Origin of the sequence: Paracraurococcus ruber (assembly GCF_004353985.1) — a bacterium.
Classification (GTDB): domain Bacteria; phylum Pseudomonadota; class Alphaproteobacteria; order Acetobacterales; family Acetobacteraceae; genus Paracraurococcus; species Paracraurococcus ruber.
Map to the genome: position 1 here is coordinate 1 of NZ_SMOA01000019.1, position 21,917 is coordinate 21,917.

20 protein-coding genes are annotated in these 21,917 nt (G+C 73.4%); 9 read left to right on the forward strand and 11 right to left on the reverse strand.

Annotated features, from left to right (window positions below):
* The 4 genes from E2C05_RS06260 to E2C05_RS06275 all read right to left on the reverse strand — a co-directional run.
* Nucleotides 1–2,559: PAS-domain containing protein (locus tag E2C05_RS06260; protein ID WP_133218752.1), on the reverse strand; the 2,559-nt coding region annotated here is incomplete at its 3' end.
* A 2-nt stretch (nt 2,560–2,561) separates the two neighbouring features.
* A complete protein-coding gene (locus tag E2C05_RS06265) occupies nt 2,562–3,659 on the reverse strand; it encodes a TRAP transporter substrate-binding protein (RefSeq protein ID WP_133218753.1) in 1,098 nt (365 codons plus the stop codon).
* A 211-nt stretch (nt 3,660–3,870) separates the two neighbouring features.
* Nucleotides 3,871–4,848 carry a Bug family tripartite tricarboxylate transporter substrate binding protein gene (locus E2C05_RS06270; protein WP_133218754.1) on the reverse strand — a complete coding sequence of 326 codons (978 nt, stop codon included), beginning with the start codon at nt 4,846–4,848 and terminating at the stop codon, nt 3,871–3,873.
* Nucleotides 4,849–4,982: 134 nt separating this feature from the next.
* Nucleotides 4,983–5,981 carry an isopenicillin N synthase family dioxygenase gene (locus tag E2C05_RS06275; protein WP_158291976.1) on the reverse strand — a complete coding sequence of 333 codons (999 nt, stop codon included), beginning with the start codon at nt 5,979–5,981 and terminating at the stop codon, nt 4,983–4,985.
* 115 nt (nt 5,982–6,096) lie between these two features.
* Between E2C05_RS06275 and E2C05_RS06280 the strand changes: the two genes are divergently transcribed.
* Nucleotides 6,097–7,860 (forward strand): ABC transporter transmembrane domain-containing protein, encoded by a 1,764-nt coding sequence (locus E2C05_RS06280; RefSeq protein WP_133218756.1) that lies wholly within the window; start codon nt 6,097–6,099, stop codon nt 7,858–7,860.
* Between the two features lie 82 nt (nt 7,861–7,942).
* Here E2C05_RS06280 and E2C05_RS06285 read toward each other — a convergent pair whose 3' ends face one another.
* Nucleotides 7,943–8,416 (reverse strand): CYTH domain-containing protein, encoded by a 474-nt coding sequence (locus E2C05_RS06285; RefSeq protein ID WP_133218757.1) that lies wholly within the window; start codon nt 8,414–8,416, stop codon nt 7,943–7,945.
* A gap of 5 nt (nt 8,417–8,421) precedes the next feature.
* Nucleotides 8,422–9,282: an alpha/beta fold hydrolase gene (locus E2C05_RS06290; protein ID WP_133218758.1), complete on the reverse strand. Its 861-nt coding sequence runs from the start codon at nt 9,280–9,282 to the stop codon at nt 8,422–8,424.
* 115 nt (nt 9,283–9,397) lie between these two features.
* Here E2C05_RS06290 and E2C05_RS06295 point away from each other — a divergent pair, with 115 nt between their 5' ends.
* The 4 genes from E2C05_RS06295 to E2C05_RS06310 all read left to right on the forward strand — a co-directional run bounded on the left by E2C05_RS06295 (nt 9,398) and on the right by E2C05_RS06310 (nt 14,186).
* Nucleotides 9,398–10,963, forward strand: a complete 1,566-nt coding sequence (locus E2C05_RS06295) for an ABC transporter substrate-binding protein (protein ID WP_133218759.1) — start codon at nt 9,398–9,400, stop codon at nt 10,961–10,963.
* A gap of 12 nt (nt 10,964–10,975) precedes the next feature.
* A complete protein-coding gene (locus E2C05_RS06300; RefSeq protein WP_158291977.1) occupies nt 10,976–11,866 on the forward strand; it encodes an NAD(P)-dependent oxidoreductase in 891 nt (296 codons plus the stop codon).
* Entirely contained in the window at nt 11,863–12,930 is a 1,068-nt protein-coding gene (locus tag E2C05_RS06305; protein WP_133218761.1) for an amidohydrolase family protein, read from the forward strand. The genes E2C05_RS06300 and E2C05_RS06305 overlap by 4 nt, the downstream gene beginning before the upstream one ends.
* A gap of 236 nt (nt 12,931–13,166) precedes the next feature.
* A complete protein-coding gene (locus E2C05_RS06310) occupies nt 13,167–14,186 on the forward strand; it encodes an SDR family NAD(P)-dependent oxidoreductase (RefSeq protein WP_133218762.1) in 1,020 nt (339 codons plus the stop codon).
* Between the two features lie 290 nt (nt 14,187–14,476).
* On the opposite strand, the gene E2C05_RS06315 is transcribed toward E2C05_RS06310, so the two are convergent.
* From E2C05_RS06315 to E2C05_RS06325, 3 genes are all read right to left on the reverse strand, one after another.
* Nucleotides 14,477–15,163 (reverse strand): DUF2382 domain-containing protein, encoded by a 687-nt coding sequence (locus E2C05_RS06315; protein ID WP_133218763.1) that lies wholly within the window; start codon nt 15,161–15,163, stop codon nt 14,477–14,479.
* 47 nt (nt 15,164–15,210) lie between these two features.
* Nucleotides 15,211–15,636 (reverse strand): DUF2382 domain-containing protein, encoded by a 426-nt coding sequence (locus tag E2C05_RS32840; protein WP_158291979.1) that lies wholly within the window; start codon nt 15,634–15,636, stop codon nt 15,211–15,213.
* 181 nt (nt 15,637–15,817) lie between these two features.
* Nucleotides 15,818–16,420 carry a hypothetical protein gene (locus E2C05_RS06325; protein ID WP_133218765.1) on the reverse strand — a complete coding sequence of 201 codons (603 nt, stop codon included), beginning with the start codon at nt 16,418–16,420 and terminating at the stop codon, nt 15,818–15,820.
* Between the two features lie 215 nt (nt 16,421–16,635).
* Between E2C05_RS06325 and alr the strand changes: the two genes are divergently transcribed.
* The 4 genes from alr to E2C05_RS06345 all read left to right on the forward strand — a co-directional run bounded on the left by alr (nt 16,636) and on the right by E2C05_RS06345 (nt 20,419).
* Entirely contained in the window at nt 16,636–17,706 is a 1,071-nt protein-coding gene (gene alr, locus E2C05_RS06330) for an alanine racemase (protein WP_200305640.1), read from the forward strand.
* On the forward strand, nt 17,706–18,494 hold the full coding sequence (locus E2C05_RS06335; RefSeq protein ID WP_133218767.1) for an MlaE family ABC transporter permease: 789 nt from the start codon (nt 17,706–17,708) through the stop codon (nt 18,492–18,494). Before alr ends, E2C05_RS06335 begins: the two co-directional genes overlap by 1 nt.
* On the forward strand, nt 18,491–19,306 hold the full coding sequence (locus E2C05_RS06340) for an ABC transporter ATP-binding protein (protein WP_240046612.1): 816 nt from the start codon (nt 18,491–18,493) through the stop codon (nt 19,304–19,306). Before E2C05_RS06335 ends, E2C05_RS06340 begins: the two co-directional genes overlap by 4 nt.
* A gap of 231 nt (nt 19,307–19,537) precedes the next feature.
* Nucleotides 19,538–20,419, forward strand: a complete 882-nt coding sequence (locus tag E2C05_RS06345; protein ID WP_133218768.1) for a TauD/TfdA dioxygenase family protein — start codon at nt 19,538–19,540, stop codon at nt 20,417–20,419.
* Nucleotides 20,420–20,587: 168 nt separating this feature from the next.
* Here the strand turns inward: E2C05_RS06345 and E2C05_RS06350 are convergent, their stop codons facing one another.
* Together E2C05_RS06350 and E2C05_RS06355 are read right to left on the reverse strand one after the other, a co-directional pair.
* Nucleotides 20,588–20,896, reverse strand: a complete 309-nt coding sequence (locus E2C05_RS06350; RefSeq protein WP_133218769.1) for a non-heme iron oxygenase ferredoxin subunit — start codon at nt 20,894–20,896, stop codon at nt 20,588–20,590.
* Between the two features lie 75 nt (nt 20,897–20,971).
* The gene (locus E2C05_RS06355; RefSeq protein ID WP_192912421.1) at nt 20,972–21,841 is read right to left on the reverse strand and encodes an MBL fold metallo-hydrolase; all 870 of its coding nucleotides are present in this window, start codon (nt 21,839–21,841) and stop codon (nt 20,972–20,974) included.
* Nucleotides 21,842–21,917: the final 76 nt, after the last annotated feature.

The following is a 21,917-nucleotide window of genomic DNA, read 5'->3' on the forward strand; positions in this document are numbered from 1 at the left end:
GAAGGCCGGGGCAGCGGCCGCGGCGCCCTGGCCTTTCCCCGTCGCCCGGCCCGGCGGCGCGTCGCCGGCCGGGCCCGCCAGCCGGGCCAGCGCGGCGATCAGCGCCTCCCGCTCGATCGGCTTCGCCAGGTGGGAATCCATGCCGGCGGCGCGGCAGGCGGCGACATCCTCGGGGAAGGCGCCGGCGGTCACCGCCAGGATCGGGGTGCGCGCGGCCGGCCCCGGCAATTCGCGGATGCGCCGCGTCGCCTCCAGCCCATCCGTCCCGGGCATCATCACGTCCATCAGCACCGCGTCGAAGGGCCGGTCCGCCGCCGCGTCCTGCACCGCCTGCACCGCCTGCTGGCCATCCGCCACGCAGGTCACCCGGTGCCCGGCGCTTTCCAGCAGCGCCCGCGCCACCGCCAGATTGGCGGGCACGTCGTCCGCCACCAGGATGTTCATCGCCGGCTGCCCGGCCGCCATCGCCGCGGGCGCCGCCGGCACGGCCGCCAGGGCCGGCCGCAGCGGCAACTCCACCCAGAACACCGCGCCGCTGCCGGTGGCGGAGGCCGGGTTCTCCTCGCAGCCGATCCGCCCGCCCATCTGCTCGGCGATGCCGGCGGCGATGGCGAGGCCGAGGCCGCTGCCGCCGGAGGTGCCGCGGTCCAGCTGCACGAAGTCGCCGAAGATCGCCCGGCGCTGGTCGGCCGGCACGCCGGGGCCGCTGTCCCGCACCTCGATCCGCACCGGCACGGTGCCGTCCGCGCCGGCCGGGCCCAGCGCCGCCGCCGCCAGCTCCACCCGGCTGCCGCAGGGGGCGAACCGCACCGCGTTGGACAGCAGGTTCAGCAGCATCTGCCGCAGCCGGGTCTGGTCCAGCTCGGCATGCGCCGGCACGCTGGGCGCCAGCTGCAGCGACAGGGCGACATCCTTCGCCTCCGCCGCCGGGCGCACCAGGCTGATGCAGTCGCGCAGCAGCCCGGCGACGCCGATGGCGGCCAGCCGCAGCTCCAGCCGCCCCGCCTCCACCTTCGCCAGGTCCAGCACGTCGTTCGCCACCGCCACGAGGTGCCGGCCCGCCGTCTCCAGCGTCTCGGCGCGCTGCCGCTGGTCGCCGGACAGCGCCGGGTCGCGCGCCAGCACCTGCGCCAGGCCCAGCACGCCGTTCAGCGGCGTGCGCAGCTCGTGGCTCATCCGCGCCAGGAAGCGCGACTTCGCCTCGGTCGCCGCGGCGGCCGCGTCGCGTGCCTTGGCCAGATCCGCCATGGCGTGCTTCAGCGCGGTGATGTCGGTGCGGATGCCCACCGTCCCGCCGGTGGGCGTGCGGCGTTCCGTCACCAGGATCCAGCGGCCATCCGGCAGCAGCCGCTCCATGCTCGGCTGGTCGTTGCGGTGCCAGGCGGTGACCTGGGCGACGAAGCCCTCGATATCCTCGCCCGCCTGCGGGTACTGGCCGCGCTTGGCGCCCTCCCGGATGATGTCCTCGAATTTCGCGCCGGGCCGGATGAAGGGCGCGCTGACGGCATAGAGGTCGCGGTAGCGCTGGTTGCAGATCACCAGCCGGTCCGCGGCGTCGAACATGACGAAGCCGTCGGGCATGGTCTCGATGGCGCTCTCCAGCAGGCGACGGGCGGTGGCGCGCTCCGCCTCCACCTTCTCCCGCTGCCGCAGCGCCAGGTGCAGCGCGAAGGCCAGGGCGACGACAAGCAGGGTGGAGACGCCGGCGACGATGCTCAGGCGCTGCCGATCCTCGCGGTACTCGGCCAGGGCGGCGCTGACCGACAGGCTGGCGACCACGAACAGGTCGCGGTAGAGCATCGGCCGCGCCGCGGCGACCACCGGGGTGGTGCCGCTGCGGCTGGTGCCCTGCACGGCGCTGCCATCCGCCGGCATGGTCGCGGCGCTGCGCGGCAGCGGCCGGCCGATCCAGGTCTCGTCATGCGGCAGGCTGGCCAGCAGCGTGCCGTCCCGCCGCTCGACCGAGATGCGCAGGCCCGGCTGGTCGCCGGCCGGCGCCATCATGGTGGTGATGATGGAGACCGGCACCTCCGCCATCGCCACCAGGCCTTCCGCCCCCGGCAGGTCCAGCGCGCGCAGCACGAACAGCGCCCATTCGCCGGTCAGCGCGTTGCGCGCCGGGCCGGTGACCACCGCGGTGCCCGACTCCCGCGCCTCCGCCATGCGGGCGGGGTCGATCGGCGGCGGCAGGCTGCGGGAGGCGGCGAGCGCGCTGGCCCAGGGCCGGCCATCCGGCCGCAGGATCACCAGGTCGCGGAAATTGAGGTTCTGGAAGTTGATGTCCCGCAGCATGCGGCTGGCGGCGGCGCGGTCCACCGCGCCGTCCTGCGCCAGCTGGCCGAGGATGGCGGGCAGCCCGGCCAGCGTCCCGTCCACCGAGAGGAGCTGCCGGTTCGCCGTGCTCTCCGCCACCTTGGCCACGCGCTGCACCGTCTGCGCCGCGGCCGAGAGCGCGGAGTCGCGCAGCCGGTCCAGCACCAGCGCGGTGCCCAGCAGGATCAGCAGCAGGATACCGATGCAGCCGAGCGCGATGACCCGGCGGATGCGGTGCGACAGCACGGTCAGTCGGCCTTCGCCGGCAGGTTGCGGACGCCGCCGATGATGCGGTTCCAGGTCTCGGCGCAATCGGCGCCGCAGCGCTGCACCCAGGCGGGCAGCACCACCTCCCCCAGCAGCTGGTGCCGGCGCGCCTGTTCCTGCGGCCGGTCCTCGACGACGATCATGCGGCCGCGCGCGCCGCCGACGCAGGTGGGCCGGCCGGCATTGCAGGCCAAGCCGTCCTCCGTCTCCTGCTCGGCCGCATGCCAGATGGTGTCCTGCAATTCGGCCAGGCCGGCGGCCAGGGCGGTGCGGATATCCTCGGGCAGCGCCGCCCAGGCCCGCTGGTTCGCCCCGAAGATGGACACGCCCCAGCTGATCGCGACGCGCGAGACATGCGACGTCACCTCCTGCAGGCCGATGGCGTTGCCCGACAGCGCGCCGGTGACCGCGCATTGCACGACGCCGGCGCGGATCGCCGTCACGATCTCGGCGAAGGGGGTCACGACCGGCGTCGCCCCCAGCGCCGTCACCAGCTCCGCCTGCCCGACCGAGGAGACGCGGACGCGCCGCCCCGCCAGGTCGTTCAGCCCGGCGAAGGGCTGGCGGCAGAAGGTCACCTGCGCCGGGTAGGTGTACACGGCCAGCAGCCGGATGCCGTAGCGCTCGCGCAGCAGCGCCTCCAGCCGCGGCCGCCAGAGCTGCTCGGTCCGCCGCAGGGTGGCGATGTCGGGGTTCAGCAGCGGCAGGTCGATCGCGTTCAGCTCCGGTTCGTCCGCCGCGGCGAGGCCGAGCAGGACCGTGCCGAAGGACACGACGCCAAGGCGCATGAGCTGCAGCATCTCCTGCCCGCGGATGCCGATGCGGTCGAAGGGCGCCACCTCCGCCCGGAGCCTTCCCTGGGTCAGCACCGGCACCCGTTCGGTCCAGAAGGGCGCCTCGTAGCGGACATACTGGCTGATGGAGGCAAGGCCGCCGAGCACGCGGATCTCGATCGGCGGCGGGTCGGCGGCGGCCGCCCCGCGCGGCCCGGCGAGCAGGAGGAGGAGGAGGGCCAGGGCGACGCGCAGGACCCGGCGGCGCGGCGCGGGCGGCGGGCGGTCGGCGGGCGGTGCGGTCATGCGGGTGCGGCCCTCGGCGGTCGGTGGCGTCCGGGCGCGGCCCTGCAGCCTGCCGCGCGCCGTCCCTGCCGCCCCACATCTAGCGGTTGCCGACCGGCTTGGCAGCCACCCGCGTCGCGCCGGCGCCGATGGGGGGCAGGCGGCCTCAGGGCTCCTCGCGGGAAAGGATTGCCGTCTTCCTTACGGGGGCGGCCCCCCCCCGGGGCCGCCCCTAGGGCTCCAGCCGGACGCCGGTGCGGGCCACCACGTCGCGGTACTTCGCGACCTCCCTCTGGATGAACGCCCGCGCCTCCGGCAGGCCGTTCGGGCCGCGCCAGGCATCATGGCCGGCGGCCAGCAGGCGGTCGCGCAGCGCATCCTCGTTCAGGCTGGCGACCAGGGCGCGGTTCACCGCCTCGGCCGCCGCGGCGGGCATGGCGGGCGGGCCGACCAGGATGAACCAGGTGTCGAAGTCGAAGCCGGGCACCCCGCTCTCGGCCAGGGTCGGCAGGTCCGGCCAGGTCGGGAAGCGGCGCTGGCCGGTGACCGCCACCGGCCGCACCAGCCCGTCCCGCATCATCGCGTTGGCCGAGGCGAGGGCGGCGATGCCGAACTGCGCCTCCCCCGTATGGATGCTCTGCAGCATCTGCGCGCCGCTGCGATAGGGCACATGGACGAAGCGGGTGCCGAGATGCTGCGCCAGCATCTCGGAGGCCAGGTGCAGCACGCCGCCGACGCCCGAGGTGGCGTAGGTGACGCTTTCGGGCGGGGCGCGGCGCAGCGCCTGCACCGTCTCCGCCGCATTGCTGCCGGGGAAGCGGTTGGTCACCACCAGCACCAGCGGCGGGGCGCCGATCAGGCCGAGATGGGTGAAATCCGCCACCGGGTCGTAGCGGTTCCAGCCGGCGATGGCGTTGGGCGCGATGGCGTGCGACCCGGTTTCCGCCACCATGATGGTGAAGCCGTCCGGCGGCTGCCGGCGCAGCCATTCGCTGGCGATGGCGCCGGCGGCGCCGGGCCGGTTCTCCACCACCATGCGCGTCCCGGCGCCGAGATGCGCCGGCATCCGGTCCGCCAGGAGCCGCGCCGCGATGTCGGTGGACCCGCCCGGGGCATAGCCGGTGACGAGGGTGACGGGGCGTTCGGCGAAATTCTGCGCCCGCGCGGCAATGGGCACGAGCGACGCGGCAAGCAGCGCGCGGCGTTGCATGGGCTTCCTCCCTGGCACTGGTTGGCGCCAAGGAAACACGGCTTCCGCGTGCCGGGAAAGGCTCTGCCTTCCCCGAACCTCGGCGGCAGTGCCGCCGACCCGCCAGCGGCCGGAAGGCCCCCGGGATCCCCGGGTCAGGCGCCCTGCAGCGCCACGCCGGCGGCCGAGCGGCCGCGCTGGTCGTAATTGGCGCCCGAGTATTCCGTCATGAATTCCAGGTAGGTGAAGGGCGGGTAGCGCGGCGGGTTGTCGGCCGTGACGCAGGTGGGGATGGGCGCCATCACCGCGTCGTAGTCGCAATCCATGAAGAAGGGGATGGCATAGCGTTCCTGGCCCGAGCGGTTCGTCACGCGGTGCGGCGTCGCCAGGAAGGCGTGGTTGGTCCAGCGCCGCAGCATCATCCCGCCATTGACCAGGAAATGCCCGTCCAGCGCCGGCGCGTCGATCCAGCGGGCATCCGGCAGGCGGATGGACAGGCCCGGCACCTTGTTCTGCGCCAGGATGGTCATGAAGGACGTGTCGGCATGCGGCGCCAGGCCCCATTCATCGGCCGGGGCGGTCGGTTCCTGCTGCGGGTAGTGGGTCATGCGCAGGGTGAACATCGGCTCGCGGAACTTGTCGTCGAACCAGTCATGCGGCAGGCCGAGCGCCGCCGCGTAGATCGGCACCAGCCGCCGGCCCAGCCCCTCCATCGCCGCGATGTAGTCCAGCGCCACGTCGCGGAAGCCCGGCAGGTCGGCGGGCCACTGGTTGGCCGGGCGGAAGCGCTTGCCCGCCAGCACGTCCGGATGGTCCGGCGGCAATTCCCGCTTGAAGAATACCGCCTCGTTCGCATTCGGCTTCTTGACGCCGTCCACGGCGTTCATGCGCGAGGTATTGCCGCGCATCGGCAGGTAGCCCTGGTTGTGGACGCTGAAGGGCATGGCCAGCTTGGCGTCCAGCGGCTGCGCATGGAAGCGCGCGGCGGCGGCGAAGGCGGCCTCCACCAGCGCATCCGGCACGCCGGTGTTGCGGATGAAGTAGAACCCCACCCCGGTGAAGGCGCGGTACAATTGCGGCCCCAGCCGGTCCAGTGCATCCCGTTCCCCGCGCAGCAGCGGGGCGAGGTCGAGGACGGGGATCTCGTCGGCCATTCGCAGCCTCCCTGGCATCGCAAGGCGCCAGCCTATGCCTGCGCCAGGGGCGTGCAAACCCCGCGCCAACCGGCCTTGTTGCGGCGGCCGGGCGCGCGGCGCAGTCTCGGCCGGCATGACCGCTGCCGCCCCGCCCGCCCGCATCGCCGCCCTGCGCCGGCTGCTGCCCTATCTCCGCCCCTATCGCGGCCGCGCGCTGCTGGCCGCCCTGGCGCTGCTGCTGGCCGCCGGCCTCGTCCTCGGCCTCGGCCAGGGCGTGCGCCACCTCGTGGACGAGGGCTTCGCCGCCGGCAGCGCCGCGGCGCTGGACCGCACCGCGCTGGTGCTGTTCGGCGTGGTGGCGGCCCTGGCCGTCGCCACCTGCACCCGCTTCTGGCTGGTCTCCTGGCTGGGGGAGCGGGTGGCCGGCGATGTCCGCCGCGACGTCTTCGACCATGTCCTCTCCCTCTCCCCCGCCTGGTTCGAGACGGCGCGGACCGGCGACATCCTGTCCCGCCTGACCGCCGACGTGACGCTGCTGCAGGCGCTGATCGGCTCCGCCGTCTCGCAGGGGCTGCGCAACGTCCTGACCGGCGCCGGCGCCTTCGGCATGCTGCTGGTCACCAGCCCGAAGCTGGCCGGCATCGTCGCCCTGGTGGTGCCGCTGGTGGTCGCGCCGCTGGTGCTGTTCGGCCGGCGGGAGAAGCGGCTGTCCCGCGCCGCGCAGGAGCGCATCGCCGACTTGGGCGACACGGCGGAGGAGGCGATTGCCGGGCTGCGGACCGTGCAGGCCTATACGCATGAGCCGCTGGACCGGCAGCGCTTCGCCGCGCGGGTCGAGGAGTCGGTCGCCGCGGCGGTGCGGCGGATCAACAGCCGGTCCCTGCTGATCCTGCTGGTCATCCTGCTGGGCTTCGGCGCCATCACCTTCAGCCTCTGGGTCGGCGGGCGGGACGTGGTGGCGGGGCGGATGACCGGCGGGGAGCTGGCGGCCTTCGTGCTCTACGCCGTCATGCTGGCCAGTTCCGGCGCCTCGCTCAGCGAGGTCTGGGGCGAGATCCAGCGCGCCGCGGGCGCCGCCGAGCGCATCTTCGACCTGCTGGCGGTGCGGCCGGGCATCGCCGCCCCCGCCGCGCCGGCGCTGCTGCCCGCGCCCGCCCGCGGCCGCATCGGCTTCGAGGCCGTGACCTTCGAATACCCGACGCGGCCCGGGCAGTCGGCGCTGCATGAATTCTCCCTGGCGGTGGAGCCGGGGGAGACGGTGGCGCTGGTCGGCCCCTCCGGCGCCGGCAAGACCACGGTGCTGCAATTGCTGCTGCGCTTCTACGACCCGCAGGCGGGGCGGGTGACGCTGGACGGCGTGGATATCCGCCGCGTCGATCCGGCTTCGCTGCGGGCCAGGCTGGGCCTGGTGCCGCAGGACCCGGTGGTGTTCAGCGCCGATGCCTTCGAGAATATCCGCTTCGGCCGCCCGGGGGCGAGCGATGCCGAGGTGCGCGCGGCGGCCGAGGCGGCGCAGGCCGCCGGCTTCCTCGACGCGCTGCCGCAGGGGTTCTCCACCTTCCTCGGCACCAAGGGCGTGATGCTGTCGGGCGGGCAGCGGCAGCGCCTGGCGATCGCCCGCGCCATCCTGCGCGACCCGGCGGTGCTGCTGCTGGACGAGGCGACCAGCGCGCTGGATGCCGAGAGCGAGCAGGCGGTGCAGCAGGCGCTGGCGGTCGCCTCCCGCGGCCGGACGACGCTGGTGGTGGCGCACCGGCTGGCGACGGTGCGGCGCGCCGACCGCATCGTGGTGATGGAGGGCGGGCGCATCGTGGCGACGGGCACGCATGAGTCGCTAGTGCGCGCCGGCGGGCTCTATGGAAGGCTGGCGGCGCTGCAGTTCGGCGAGGCGGCGTAGGGCGGCCCGCGGCGGAGGGCAACGCCGCCCTGCCGGTCACGGCCCGGATCGGCCTGCCTGGCCCGTCGCGCGCACCGGCCGCTCAGGCCGGCGGCCCATCCGCCCGGGCCAGGTGGCTGTTCTGGTAGCGCGGGTCGTCCGTCACCTCCCGCCCCGCCCAGCCGGGCAGCGTGACCGGCGTCTCGGCGCCGGGCAGTTCCACCTCCGCCAGCACCAGGCCGGCGAGATGGCCGGCGAACTCGTCCACCTCCCAGACCAGGCCGGCATGCGCGACGCGGCTGCGCGTCTTGTCGATCACCGGCGGGGCGCAGAGCGTCGCCAGCATCGCCTCGGCATCCGCCGCCGGGATGGCGTATTCGTATTCGGCCCGGGCCAGCAGGCCCGGTCCCTTGATCGTGAGGAAGCCGTGGTCGCCGGCCAGGCGCACCCGCACCACCGGCGCCGCCGGCCCGCCATGCGCCAGGTAGCCCTGCCGCAGCCGCAGGCCGGGCCCCAGCGCCGCGTCGCGCCAGCCCTCCCCGGCGACCAGGAATTTCCGCTCGATCTCCGTGCCCATCGGCGTCAGGCCCCGACGAAGCGCAGCGTCTCGCCGAACAGCACCTCCGGCGCGTCCACCCGCATGGAATGGCTCGATCCCTCGGCGACGACCAGCCGGCTGCCGGGGATCAGCGCATGGATCTCCCGCGAGAATTCCGGCGGGCAGATCCAGTCGAGCGCGCCCGCCAGCACCAGCACAGGCGCGGTGATGCGCGAAAGCTCCGGCCGCAGGTCGAAGCGGCGGAGGAAGCCGTCCGGCCCGAAGGCGCGGTTCAGCGCCTCCGGGCTGTGGATCGCCCGCGCGATCCCCTCCTCGGCCTTCGCCGCATCGTGCGTCGCGGCATAGAGCGGGCCCATGAGGCGGTAATAGGTCTTCAGCTCCGCCTCGTCCCTGATGTCGCCGTCGAGCACCCTGGTCCAGATCGCCTGCTGCTCCTTCGTGCCGCGTTCCGCCAGGATCTGCTGCGCGCGCGGGATGAAGCCGCCATGCGCGGCGGTGACCACCAGCACGAGGTGGGAGACGGCATCCGGGTAGCGCGCCGCATGCGCCATGGCGACCATGCCGCCATAGCTGGTGCCGATGGACACGATGGGCCCGCAGCCGAGATGCCGGCGCAGCGCCTCCATGTCCTCGACAGCCTCGTCCAGCGTCCAGCGCGCGGGATCGCCGCGGGCGGAACGGCCCTGGCCGCGATGGTCGAAATAGACCACCTGCATCGCATCGGTCAGCGCGGTGTAGCCGGGCTTGAACCCGCTATGGTCGCTGCCGGGGCCGCCATGGATGGCGAAGGCCACCGGGCGTTCGCGCATCCGCGCCCCGTCCGGCACCAGGCCGGGCCCCTGCACGTCGAAATACAATTCGGTGTCGCGGACCTTCGCGCGCATCCCCTGCCTCCTGCGGTTCGCGGCAGCCTAGCCTTCGTTGTCCGCGCGCGCGACCGGTTGCCGGCCGGCACGCGGTTTGCGTAGCCTTGCGGTGGGAACGGGGACGGAGGGTGCGATGACCATCGGCATCGGCAGAAGGCCCTTGCTGGGCGCCGCGGCGGCCACGGCGCTGGCGGGGCCGGCCCTCGGCCAGGGCGCGGCGGCGAACACTCTGCGCTTCGTCCCGCATGCCAACCTCACCTCGCTGGACCCGCTCTGGTCCTCCGCGCTCATCTCCACGAATTACGCGCTGATGGTGCATGACTTCCTCTACGGACTCGGCGCGGATCTGCTGCCGCGGCCGCAGATGGTGGAGGGGCACGAGGTCTCCGCCGATGGCCTGGCCTGGTCCTTCCGCCTGCGCGACGGGCTGTGGTTCCACGATGGCGAACCGGTGCGGGCGGCGGATTGCGTGCAGTCCATCCGCCGCTGGATGCAGCGCGACGTCTTCGGCAAGCGCCTGGCGTCACAACTGGCGGAGATCCGCGCGCTCGATGACCGCCGCTTCGTAATCAGACTCACGAAGACCTTCGCGCTGATGCCCTTCGCGCTGACCCAGCCGGTGATCCTGCCCGAACGGGTGGCGCGCACCGAGGCCTTTACCCAGGTGACGGAGAGCATCGGCAGCGGCCCCTTCCGCTTCGTCCGCGACGAATGGGTCGCCGGGTCCCGCGCCGTGTTCCGCAAATTCGACCGCTACGTGCCGCGCAACGAGCCGGCTGAGGCCTGGGCCGGCGGCAAGGTGGCGCATCTCGAGCGGGTGGAGTGGCAGATCATGCCCGACCCCGCCACCGCCGCCGCGGCGCTGCAGCGCGGGGAGGTGGACTGGATGGAGCGGCCGCTGCTCGACCTCGTCCCCCGCCTGCGGCGGATGACCGATGTGCGGGTGGAGGTGGTGGAGCGCCTGGGCTTCTACGGCTTCGTCACCTTCAACACCCGCGTGCCGCCCTTCGACAACCCGGCGCTGCGCCGCGCCCTGGTCCCGGCGGTGGACCAGCAGGAATTCATGCAGGCCCTGGCCGGCGGCGACACCGAACTGACCAGGACCGGCCATGGCTGGTTCCACCCCGACAGCCCCTATGCCAATGACGAGGGACTGTCGGCGCTGCTCGGCCCGCGCAACCTCGACCTCGCCCGCAAGCTCGTGAAGGAAAGCGGCTATGACGGCCGCCCTGTGGTGCAGATGCTGCCCACCGACCTGCCGGCGCCGAATGCCATCGGACTGGTGGCGAACGCCATGCTGCGCGGCATCGGGCTGAACGTCGATTTGCAGGCGATGGACTGGGGCACCATGGTCGGCCGCTGGCGGGCGAGCGGCGAGGGCGCCGACCGCCATCCCTGGCATTGCTTCGCCCTCTCCTGGTCCGGGCTCTGGACCACCAATCCCGGCATGCACACGCCGCTCTATGGCAACGACCATCCGAACCCGCGGATGGAGGCGCTGCGCGATGCCTGGTTCGACGCGCCGGACATGGCGGCGCAGCAGCAGGCGGCGCGGCGGATGCAGGCCCAGGCGCTGCAGGAACCGCCCTTCATCCCCGTCGGCCTCTGGATCATCCCGCATGCCTGGCGCGCCTCCCGCCTCAGCGGCATCCTGAAGGCGCCGAGCACGGTATTCTGGAACGTGAAGAAGGCGGCCTGACGGGGAATGCGCATGGACAAGGCGGTCGGCGTCATCGGCCTGGGCATCATGGGCGGGGCGATGGCGCGGAACCTGCGCGACGCGGGCTGGGCGGTGACGGGCTTCGACACCGACCCGGCGCGCCGCGCCGCGCTGGCCGAGGCCGGCATCGCCATCGCCGCGGATGCGGCGGCGGTGGCGCGGGCGGCGCCGGTGCTGCTGACCAGCCTGCCGAAGCCGGCGGCGCTGCAGGCCACCGCCGCGGCCATCGCCGCAGCCGGCCTGCCGCCGCGAACCCTGGTGGAGACCAGCACCTTCACGCTGGAGGACAAGCTGGCGGCCGGGGCCATCCTGCGCGCCGCCGGGCATGTCGTGCTGGACTGCCCGCTGTCCGGCACCGGCGCGCAGGCGGAACGGCGCGACCTTGTCGTCTATGCCAGCGGCGACCGCGAGGCGATCGCCCGCCTCGCGCCGCTGTTCGAGGGACTCGCCCGCGCCACCCATGACCTCGGCGCCTATGGCAACGGCACGCGGATGAAATTCGTGGCGAACCTGCTGGTCGCCATCCACAACGCCGCGGCGGCGGAGGCGATGGTGCTGGCGGAGAAGGCCGGGCTGGACCCCGCGCAGGTGGTCGACCTCGTCGCCAGCGGCGTCGGCACCTCCCGCGTCTTCGAATTGCGGGCGCCGATGATGGCGGCGCGGCGCTACGCGCCGCCGACCATGCGCAACGCCATGTGGTCGAAGGACCTGAAGGTGATCGGCGAATTCGCGGCGTCGCTGGACTGCCCGGTGCCGCTCTTCGGCGCGGTGCTGCCGCTGCACGCGGCGGTGCTGGCCGAGGGACGGGGCGGGGAGGACACGGCGGCGATCCATGCCGTGCTGGCGCGGATGGCGGGCATCGGGGAAGGGCAGGGGGGATGAGCGAGCCGACGAACCATTACGGCCCGACCGCCGCGCGCGCCCATGGCCGCCCGGGGCGGGAGCAGAAGCCGGCAGGCCCGGTGATCGACATCCATGCCCATGTGCTGGTGCCGGAAGCGGCGACGTATGCGGCGCCCTTCCTCGACCCCGCCGGCGAGCCGTTGACGCGCTTCGCCACGGAGGAGACGCGGGCCCTGAACCGCAAGCAGGGCCTGGACCGGCGGGAAGTGTTCAACCAGCACGGCCCGCGCCTCGCCGAGCTGGACGCCATGGGCATCGACATCCAGCTCTGCGCCCCGCCGCCCGGCCAGTGCTACTATGGCATCCCGCCGGAGCACGCGGTCGCCGCCACGCGGCTGGTGAACGATGGCATCGCGGCCTTCTGCGCGGCGCGGCCGGACCGCTTCCTCGGCCTCGGCAGCGTGCCGCTGGCGGTGCCGGGGGAGGCCGAGGCGGAGCTGGCGCGCTGCATGGGCCCGCTTGGCTTCAAGGGCGTGCAGGTGCTGACCAATGTGCAGGGGAGGGAGCTGTCCGACCCCGCCTTCGCCGGCTTCTGGGCGGCGGCGGAGCGCCTCGGCGCCCTCGTCATGCTGCACCCCAACGGCTTCATCGAGGGCCAGCGCCTGACCCGGCACTATTTCAACAACGTCGTCGGCAATCCCTTCGACACCACGCTGGCGCTGCATCATCTGATCTTCGACGGCGTGCTGGAGCGCCATCCCGACCTGACGATCCTGGCGGTGCACGGCGGCGGCTACCTGCCTTCCTATTCCGGCCGCATCGACCATGCCTGGGGCGCCCGCAGCGATGCCCGCGGCACGCTGCCGCAGCCGCCGACGCACTACCTGCGCAAGGTGTATCTCGACTCCATCGTCTTCACCCCGCACCAGCTCGAATACCTGGTGACGGTCTTCGGCGCCGACCGTGTGCTGATGGGGACCGACTTCCCCTTCGACATGGCGGAGAGCGACCCGGTCGGGCACATCCGCTCGGCCGCGGGCTTCGACGAGGCGACCGTCGCCGCCATCGCCGGCGGCAATGCGGCGCGGCTGCTGGGGCTCTGACCGGCCCCGGCCGCGGGTCCGGCCGGCGGATGCCGGGCGAGGCCGCCGGCCCAGGCACCGCATGGCGAATGACCCGGTGCCGCGAGCGGCCGCGCCCGCCGGACAGGCGCGTCCCGGTCCCCGGCCGCGCGTCACGATGCCGCGGTGACCGAGCCGCGCCCGGTTCCCCGCGCCCTCGGCGGCTTGGCGGCGCCCCGGCCTTCGCCATCTGCCGGACAGGCGAAGGGAGAGGTGGCATGGGAAAGCGACGCGGTGCGTGGAAGCCAGGGCTCCTGCTGCTCGCCCTGCTGGTCCTGCCGCTCGCGGCCTGCGGCGGCGGTTCGCTGGATGAGTCCGACCGTGCGCAGGTCGCCGGCCGCACCTTCGTCGTCACCGGTGCCTCCAGCGGCCTCGGCCGCGGCGCCGCGCTGCGCCTCGGCAGCCTCGGCGGCAATGTCGTCCTGGCGGCGCGGCGGGCGGAGGCGCTGGAGGAAGCGGCGGCGCAGATCCGCGCGCTGGGCGGCCAGGCCCTGGCGGTGCCGACCGACGTCTCCGACCCCGCGCAGGTGGATCGCCTGGCGCAGGCCGCGCTCGCCCGCTTCGGCCGCATCGATGCCTGGATCAACAATGCCGGCATCGGTGCCATCGGCCGGTTCGAGGACATCCCGCCGCGCGACCATGCGCGCATCGTGGACGTGAACCTGAAGGGGGTGATCTTCGGCAGCCATGCGGCGCTGCGGCAGTTCCGCGTGCAGGGCTTCGGCACGCTGGTCAACGTCGCCTCGGTCGAGGGACGCATCCCCGTCGCCTACCACGCCAGCTATGCCGCGACGAAGCACGCCGTCATCGGCCTTTCCGGCGCGCTGCGGCAGGAATTGCGCCTGGCCGGCGCGGACCGCATCCAGGTCGCCACCGTGCTGCCCTGGGCGGTGGACACGCCCTACTGGGACAACACCGCGAATTACAGCGGCCGCACGCCGCGCATGGCGATGATGGACGATGCCCAGCCGGTCGCGGATGCGATCGCCGCCGCGGCGGTCCGGCCGCGCAAGGAGATCGCGGTGGGCTGGAAGGCGGAAGGCGCCGTGCTGGGCGCGCAATTCTGGCCGGGCCTGGCGGAGCGCATCGCCGGCGACGTGGTGCATGGCGCGCAGATGACATCCGGTCCGCCGGCGCCGCCGACCGAGGGCGCGATCTTCGCGCCGCAGCCGACGCCGGCGACGGTGGAGGGCCGCACCCGTTCCCGCATGGCGCGGGAGGCTGCGGCCCCACCCTAGAGCGGATCGCGGGAGGGCGTGACCGCCCGGACGCGTGAATCCGCTCTGCAATCAACAGGATAGGGCGGCTTGCGCGCTCAGAAGAACGCGCAAGCCGCTCTGGACGTACGCCCGTCGATCATGGCCGACCGCCGGGCGGGTCGGGCCGCATGGCCTGGCGGCGCGGCATGATGGGACGATGCACGCCGCTGGCATCAGGACAGATCGCTGCGGGGCGTCATCGCCCCGGTGCGAGACCCTGCTCCGTCACGCAAGCCTGGCGGGGTGCCGTGGCGCCCCGCCCGCCTCCGTCAGGCCTCGCGGGTCGGGCCGACCTTGCGCTCGGCGATGGTCTCGACATCCACGTCCTGCCGGCGGACCGTGTCGCGCACCACCTCGCGGCGCTCCACCGCGCGCTTGCGCAGCGCGACCTCGCCGGTGACGCGGGCTTCCTTGGAGACGACCGGCCGCTCGCTGGTCGCGGTCAGCTCCACCGTCTCCTCCTGGAAGGCGCGGCCGGCCTCCTCCGGGCTCAGCCGATGGTTCTCGCGGGTCCGCTCGACCTCGACCTCTTCCTCGTGCAGGGTGACCGGCATCTCCACCTGGCGCTCCTGCACGCTCGTCACCAGGCGCTTGCCGCCGACCGCGGTCTGCTTGCCGACATGGAGTTCCTCCTCCACCGACTGCGCGCGCTCGACATGCTCGCCCTGCAGCAGCGCCTCGGGCGAGGTCAGGTCGAAGCGGTTCATGACCGTCAGCGCCGCCTCGGCCTTCTCGGCCTCCGCCGCCACCAGCACGCCGCCCTTCTGCACCGCCTGGGCGTAGAGCCTAGCGCGCGTCTCCTCGAGGCCGCGATCCTCCAGCTCGTCCATCAGCGTCTGGCCCGCCTGGCGGTCGAAGATCACCACGTTGGTCTCGCGGATGCCGGCCTCGGCCAGGGCACGGCGCAGGCTCTCCGCCTGCTCGCGGTTGGCGAGCAGACCGATCACGGATTCCATCATAGAATTTTCCTTGTCCTGAATATGTATCGTGATCCGGCCGGGGCTCAGCCCGGCCCGTTGCGCTCCGTCGCGTGGGGGTCCGTCAGATGCTCGACGGTCACCTCCTCGCGCCGCAGCGTCACCTCGTCCCGGACCTGCCGGGTGGTCTGGCGGCGGGTGACATGCACCTCCTCCACCAGCCGAAGTCGCTTCTCGACGACCAGGACTTCCTCCACCACCGGATGGATGGTGGTGTCGCCCACCTGCCGCACCGCAGGCGCCGCCTCGACGAAGCGGCCGACCGGAATGCGCGCGATCTCCAGGCTTTCCGTCCGGACCGGGATGTCCAGCCGTTGCCGCTCGGCATGAACCCGCTTGTGCAGGCGCACCCGGTCGGTGACGAGTTGTTCCTTGGTGACGACGGCCGTTTCCTCCACGACGGGGACGACCCTCTCCTCGACAAGTCTTCCGGTGCGCTCGGGCTCGGCCATGCGGTCCCCGTTCCGTCGCGGCCTGCGCCGCGACAGTCTCATGTCATGATGATGGCGGGATTGCCCGGCGTCGCACCGGCCGGAGCGGGCCGGTGCCTGCTGGCGGGGGTCCAGGCCGCCATTCACCCCAAACGTGCTGCACCGCAGCGCGTTCCGCTGCGGTGCACAATTCCCTGAGGCGTCAGCGCCCGGGCGGGCGCTGCGCCGTCTCCGCCGCGCGCTGCGCGGTGCCCAGCAGCATGGACTGGCTGTGCAGCACGGCGTCGACATAGCCGCGCATCATGCGCTGCTGCAGCTCGATCAGCGCGACGGGGTTGGTGAGGCGCAGCATCTCCTGCGCCACGCGCAGGTTGTTCCGCAGCAGGTCGCCGAACAGGCCGGCGAAGGCCTGCGGCATCTCACCCATGCCGCCCGGCATCGGCGCCGCGCCGGGCAGGCCGCGCCACAGGTCGAAGCCACCGGCCCAGAGCGAGGCGGCATTGCGCTGCGCGTCCTGCGCCAGGGCGTCCGGGCCTTTTGCAGCGGTCTCGGCCGCGCGCCGCACCATCTCGGCGTTGGCCTGGCCCACCGCCTCGGCCGCCTGGACGGCGGGCTGCTGCGCCGCCTCGACCGTGGCGCGCACCGCCTCCGTCACCGCGGCCTGGCCGTTGCGGACCTGTTCGGCGGCCACCTGCGGCGCCTGCCGCAGGGCCTCGGTCGTGCCGCGGGCGGCGGCTGCGCCGCGGCGCACCACCTCGGCCGTCGCGCCGTTCCGCTGTTCGGTCTTCGGGGTATTCTCGGGCATGTTGTTCTCCGTGCTGCGACGCCGGCGGCGCGGCCCCTGCGGACCGGTCTGCAATCCAGTCTGCTGAAATGCTGCCGCGCGGCAAAATGATCGGCGATTGTGCCGTCTGGTCCCGAACGCGGTGGCCGCCCATGGGTTGCGGGGTTGCGGCAGGCCGTCCGCCGGTCCATGCCGTGCCGCAGCATGACCGGGAACCGAACAGCGGGGTTGGGGCGATGCAGGCGGTGCTGACCGTCGATCTGAGCGCCGTGGCGGCGAATTGGCGGCTGCTGCGGGACCGCGCGGCGCCCGGGGCCTGTGCCGGCGTGGTCAAGGCGGATGGCTATGGCCTGGGCGCGGCGTCGGTCGGGCGGGCGCTGCTGGCGGCGGGATGCCGGCATTTCTTCGTGGCGCATCTGGCGGAAGGGCTGGCGCTGCGCGCCGCGCTCGGCCCCGGGCCCATGGTGGCGGTGCTGAACGGCTTCGCGCCGGGTGAGGCTGGCGAGGCCGGCCTGCTGCCGGTGCTGAACGGCCCAGGCGACGTCGCCGCCTGGGCCGCCGCCGCGCGCCGGGCCGGGCGCCGCCTGCCGGCGCTGCTGCATCTCGATACCGGCATGGCGCGGCTGGGCCTGGCCCCGGCGGAGGCGGAGGCGCTGGCCGCCGACCCGGCGGCACTGGAGGGGCTGGACCTGCGCTGGGTGATGACCCACCTGGCCTGCGCCGACGACCCGGCGCATGCGCTGAACGCCGCTCAGGCCGGGCGCTTCGCCGCGCTGCGGGCGCGGCTGCCGGCGGCCCCGACCAGCCTGGCGAATTCCTCCGGCCTGTTCCTCGGGCCCGGTTTCGCGTCCGACCTCGCCCGGCCCGGCTGCGCGCTCTATGGCATAAACCCGACACCCGGCCAGCCGAACCCGATGCGCCAGGCGGTCCGGCTGGACGCGCCGGTGCTGCAGGTACGGGAGATCCCGGCCGGCACCCCGGTGGGCTATGGCGCCGGCTGGGCGGCGCCGCGCACGTCCCGGATAGCCACCGTTGCCGCCGGGTATGCCGATGGCTACCTTCGGAGCCTCTCCGGGCGGGCCATCGGCGTCATCGCCGGCCGGCCCGTGCCCCTCGTCGGCCGGGTATCCATGGATCTCATCACCTTCGATGTCACCGACCTGCCCATGGTCGCGCCCGGCGACCGGGTGCAGCTCATCGGCCCGGGGAACACCCCGGACGAGGTGGCGGAGCGCGCCGGCACCATCGGATACGAGGTGCTGACCGGCCTCGGCGCCCGCTATGCGCGCGAGTACGTCCCCGCCTGATGGCCGCCCTCATCCTCGACCCGCTGGCCGCGCTCGGCCGCGCGACGCTGGCCGCCTGCCGCACCATCGGCGATGTCACGCTGTTCGCGCTGGAGGCGGTGAGCCACCTGGTGCGGCCGCCCTTCTACGGCCGGCTGTTCTGGCGCGCCTTCGTCGAGATCGCCTGGTTCTCGCTGCCCGTCGTGGCGCTGACCGCGGTCTTCACCGGCATGGTGCTGGCGCTGCAGAGCTATACCGGCTTCGCCCGCTTCAACGCGCAGAGCACCATCGCCAGCGTCGTCGTCATCTCGCTGACGCGCGAACTCGGGCCGGTGCTGGCGGCGCTGATGGTCGCGGGGCGCATCGGCGCCAGCTTCGCGGCCGAGATCGGCACCATGCGCGTGACCGACCAGATCGACGCGCTGACCACGCTGTCCACCAACCCGATGAAGTACCTGGTGGCACCAAGGCTGCTGGCCGCCGTCATCGCCCTACCGCTGCTGGTCCTGGTGGCCGATGTGCTGGGGGTAATGGGCGGCTGGCTGATCGGCACCTACAAGCTCGGCTTCGTGTCGGCGGCCTACCTGAAATCCACCTTCGACTACCTGGAGGCGGATGACGTCATCTCCGGCCTGGTGAAGGCCGCGGTCTTCGGCTTCGTCATCGCGCTGATGGGCACCTGGTGCGGCTACCGCTCCAAGGGCGGGGCGCAGGGCGTGGGCGGGGCGACCACCACGGCGGTGGTGACGTCCTCCATCCTCATCCTGGCGCTGGACTACGTGCTGACCGAGGCCTTCTTCGCGCAATGAGCGACATGCTGCAGCAGGCACCGCGCGCCGCCGGGACAGCATCGGCGGTGCCGAAGATCCGCCTGCGCGGGCTGCGCAAGGCGTTCGGCGCGAAGCAGGTGCTGGACGGCGTGGATGCCGATGTCGCGGCCGGCCATTCGCTGGTGATCCTGGGCGGGTCGGGCAGCGGCAAGTCGGTGACCATCAAGTGCATCCTCGGCCTGGTGCAGCCGGACGAGGGCAGCATCGAGGTGGATGGCCGCGACGTGCTGGCGATGAGCCGGCGGGAGCGGGAGGCGCTGGGCGACCGCATCGGCATGCTGTTCCAGAACGGCGCGCTGTTCGACAGCCTGCCGGTCTGGGAGAATGTCTGCTTCAAGCTGCTGGCGCAGAAGCGCATCACCCGGGCGAAGGCGCGCGACAAGGCGGCGGAGGTGCTGGCGCAGGTCGGGCTGGCCGGGTCGGTCGGCGATCTCTCGCCGGCGGAATTGTCGGGCGGCATGCAGAAGCGGGTGGCGCTGGCCCGGGCCATCGCGGCGCAGCCCGACATCATCTTCTTCGACGAGCCGACCACCGGCCTCGACCCCATCATGGGCGCGGTGATCGACGGGCTGATCGTGGACTGCGTGAAGCGGCTGGGCGCCACGGCGGTGTCCATCACGCATGACATGGCGAGCGCCCGGCGCATCGGCGACACGGCGGCGATGCTGCACAAGGGCCGCATCGTCTGGACCGGGCCGGCGGGCGCGCTGGGCCATACCGGGAATGCGCTGGTGGACCAGTTCGCCAATGGCGAGCGCGAGGGGCCGATCCAGATGGAGCTGCGGCGGTAGGCTTCGACCTGCCCGGGCATAGCGCGAAGGCGCCGTAGCGCCCCTTCGACACCGTTCCGCCGGCCTGGCCAGGGCTTGGGGTCGCCCGACGGTGTCGCGCCCCCCTGTTCGGGACGCGGCGCGCCGTTTGCGCGGTGGCCGGGACCGGGGCATCATCCCGAGGGGCGATGGCCCCCAACCGAACGCCCGTCACCACGGCCCGACCCCACGCTGCAAGGAGACCGCAGTGCGATGAGCGCCGGCCTGACCCTGGACCACCCCTCCGCCGTCGAGGTCCACACGCTGCCGGCCAGCTTCGGCGCCGAGTTGCGCGGCCTGCGCATCGCCGGCGACGTGCCCGAGGCCGATTTCCAGGCTTTCCTCGGCGCGCTGCACAGGCGCCACGTCCTGCTGGTGCGGGACGTGCCCAACGACCCCGGCGCGCAGGTCGCCTTCAGCCGCCGCATGGGGCCGCTGGAACTCCACTCCTCCACCGCCCACACCCATCCGGACCACCCGGAGATCTTCTGCGTCGGCAATGCCGAAGGGCCGAACGGGCTGCGCGCGCATTTCGCCCGCGGCGTGGAGCAGTGGCACGCCGACAGCAGCTTCCGCGCCGTGCCCAGCATGGCGTCGCTGTTCTACGGCGCGATCTGCCCGCCCGAAGGCGGCGAGACCTGGTTCATCGACGCCGTCGCCGCCTATGCCGACCTGCCGGCGGAAACCCGGGCGCGCATCGACGGCCTGCGCGCGGTGCACGACCTGGCGACGCTGGCCGAATGGAATGCGCAGCACACGCCCGGCCGCGGCCCGCTGCCGGAGGAGACGCGGCGCAAATTCCCGCCCATGCCGCAGCCGCTGGTGCGGGTGCATCCGGTCACCGGCGCCCGCTCCCTCTTCCTCTGCCCCGCCGTCATCAGCCACATCGAAGGCATGCCGGTGGCGGAAGGCCGCGCCCTTGTCGACGCGCTGATGGCGCATGCATCGCAGGATCGCTACGTCTATCGCCACCGCTGGCGGGCAGGCGACCTGGTGGTCTGGGACAACCGCTGCACCCTGCACACCGCGACGCTGTTCGACCACACCCGCTACCAGCGGCTGATGTTCCGCACCACGGTGGCCGGGGCGGCCTGACAGCCACCGACCCGTGGCCGGGCCGGCCTTGACCGGCCGCCGCCGCCGGCCCGCATCGGCCTCGCCGTCACCCTCGGCGGCAGCCGGTCAGGCGGCGGGCCCGGGCCATGGCGGCGGCCGCCGCGGCGACCAGGGCCAGGCGCCATGTGCCATGGCGCCTGATGCGGCTCAGGCCTCCACGAAGACGGCGCCGGCCTCGACCTTCACCTTGTAGGTGGCGACGGGCACCTCCGCCGGCTCGTTGAGCGCGGCGCCGGTGCGGATGTCGAAGCAGGCCTGGTGCAGCGGGCATTCCAGCTTGCCGTCCTCGCAATAGCCGTCCGACAGCAGCGCGTATTCATGCGTGCAGATGTCGTTGACCGCGAAGATGCCGTCCGCCAGCCGCACCACGGCGATGGACAGGTCGCCGATGCGCACGGCCAGCGGCATGTTCTCGGCCAGGTCGTCCTCATTGGCGACGCGGTGCCAGGCTGCCATGGATGTTCCCCCTTGCGGACCGCGCGGAATTACCGCGCCGCCGCGCGGCTGTCGAACCCGCCATGCCGTCCGGCATCAGGCGGCCGCGGCCGCGGCCGTGGCCTGCTGCCCGTCCGTCCAGGCCGAGAGCGCGACGAACTCCACCGGGTCATGCGTGCAGAACACCATCACCGGTGCATCCGGCGCGCGGGCCTGCATCCGCACCCGCCGCTGCTGCGCCCGCACCAGCGGCCCGCTCCAGGCCATCGCGGCTTCATAGGCGGCGCTGCCCGGCGGGCAGTGCGGCGGCTCGGCATGGATTTCGGCGCGGTTGAAATAGGTGTCGCCGGCATGCAGCAGCCAGCCCCGCGGCGTCTCGACCGCCACGCCGGCATGCCCGGCGGAATGGCCGGGCAGCGGCACCAGGGCGAAGCCCTGCGGCAGGCCGTCGAGCTGCCGCACGGCGCCGAGGCCGTACCAGTCCCCGAGATCCCCTTCCCCGTAGGTGCGCCAGCGCTGCGTGTCGCCCCATTGCACCGGGCGGTAGCGGGCGCGGCCCAGGACGCCTTCCCGCGCCCGGGCGACCTGCGCTTCCGCCTGCATCAGGTGCACGGTGGCCTGCGGGAAATCCACCAGCCCGCCGGCATGGTCGAAATCCAGATGCGTCATGACGATGTGCCGCACGTCCCGCGGATGCAGGCCCAGCCGCGTCAGGTGCCGCAGCATGCTGCGCTCCGGGTCGTAGCGGAAGCGCAGCAGCGCGCTGTTCAGCCATGGCAAGCGCCCGGTCGGCCGCAGCATGTCCCGCATGCCGAGCCCGGTATCGACCAGCACCACGCCATGCCGTGCCGTCTCCACCGCCAGGCAATGGCAGGTGAGGCGGCCGATGGTGCCCGGGCTGACGCCATCCATCAGCGCGCCGCCCAGCGGCCGCGCCGGCCCGCAATCGAGGTGGTGGATGCGCATGCGGCGTCCCTCCGTCGCGTCGCGGGGCAACGGGGCGGGTGGCCACGCGGTTGCAGGCGGGGGCGCCGGGGCGGAT

What these genes read in the sequence shown, in the direction of transcription:
- E2C05_RS06270 (WP_133218754.1), bottom strand. Translation starts at nt 4,848, where the DNA reads ATGCAACGCCGCGCGCTGCTTGCCGCGTCGCTCGTGCCCATTGCCGCG.
- alr (WP_200305640.1), top strand. Translation starts at nt 16,636, where the DNA reads ATGCAGGCGGTGCTGACCGTCGATCTGAGCGCCGTGGCGGCGAATTGG.
- E2C05_RS06300 (WP_158291977.1), top strand. Translation starts at nt 10,976, where the DNA reads ATGGACAAGGCGGTCGGCGTCATCGGCCTGGGCATCATGGGCGGGGCG.
- E2C05_RS06285 (WP_133218757.1), bottom strand. Translation starts at nt 8,416, where the DNA reads ATGGGCACGGAGATCGAGCGGAAATTCCTGGTCGCCGGGGAGGGCTGG.
- E2C05_RS06305 (WP_133218761.1), top strand. Translation starts at nt 11,863, where the DNA reads ATGAGCGAGCCGACGAACCATTACGGCCCGACCGCCGCGCGCGCCCAT.
- E2C05_RS06295 (WP_133218759.1), top strand. Translation starts at nt 9,398, where the DNA reads ATGACCATCGGCATCGGCAGAAGGCCCTTGCTGGGCGCCGCGGCGGCC.
- E2C05_RS06325 (WP_133218765.1), bottom strand. Translation starts at nt 16,420, where the DNA reads ATGCCCGAGAATACCCCGAAGACCGAACAGCGGAACGGCGCGACGGCC.
- E2C05_RS06290 (WP_133218758.1), bottom strand. Translation starts at nt 9,282, where the DNA reads ATGCGCGCGAAGGTCCGCGACACCGAATTGTATTTCGACGTGCAGGGG.
- E2C05_RS32840 (WP_158291979.1), bottom strand. Translation starts at nt 15,636, where the DNA reads ATGGCCGAGCCCGAGCGCACCGGAAGACTTGTCGAGGAGAGGGTCGTC.
- E2C05_RS06355 (WP_192912421.1), bottom strand. Translation starts at nt 21,841, where the DNA reads ATGCGCATCCACCACCTCGATTGCGGGCCGGCGCGGCCGCTGGGCGGC.
- E2C05_RS06340 (WP_240046612.1), top strand. Translation starts at nt 18,491, where the DNA reads ATGAGCGACATGCTGCAGCAGGCACCGCGCGCCGCCGGGACAGCATCG.
- E2C05_RS06335 (WP_133218767.1), top strand. Translation starts at nt 17,706, where the DNA reads ATGGCCGCCCTCATCCTCGACCCGCTGGCCGCGCTCGGCCGCGCGACG.
- E2C05_RS06315 (WP_133218763.1), bottom strand. Translation starts at nt 15,163, where the DNA reads ATGGAATCCGTGATCGGTCTGCTCGCCAACCGCGAGCAGGCGGAGAGC.
- E2C05_RS06350 (WP_133218769.1), bottom strand. Translation starts at nt 20,896, where the DNA reads ATGGCAGCCTGGCACCGCGTCGCCAATGAGGACGACCTGGCCGAGAAC.
- E2C05_RS06265 (WP_133218753.1), bottom strand. Translation starts at nt 3,659, where the DNA reads ATGACCGCACCGCCCGCCGACCGCCCGCCGCCCGCGCCGCGCCGCCGG.
- E2C05_RS06275 (WP_158291976.1), bottom strand. Translation starts at nt 5,981, where the DNA reads ATGGCCGACGAGATCCCCGTCCTCGACCTCGCCCCGCTGCTGCGCGGG.
- E2C05_RS06280 (WP_133218756.1), top strand. Translation starts at nt 6,097, where the DNA reads ATGACCGCTGCCGCCCCGCCCGCCCGCATCGCCGCCCTGCGCCGGCTG.
- E2C05_RS06345 (WP_133218768.1), top strand. Translation starts at nt 19,538, where the DNA reads ATGAGCGCCGGCCTGACCCTGGACCACCCCTCCGCCGTCGAGGTCCAC.
- E2C05_RS06310 (WP_133218762.1), top strand. Translation starts at nt 13,167, where the DNA reads ATGGGAAAGCGACGCGGTGCGTGGAAGCCAGGGCTCCTGCTGCTCGCC.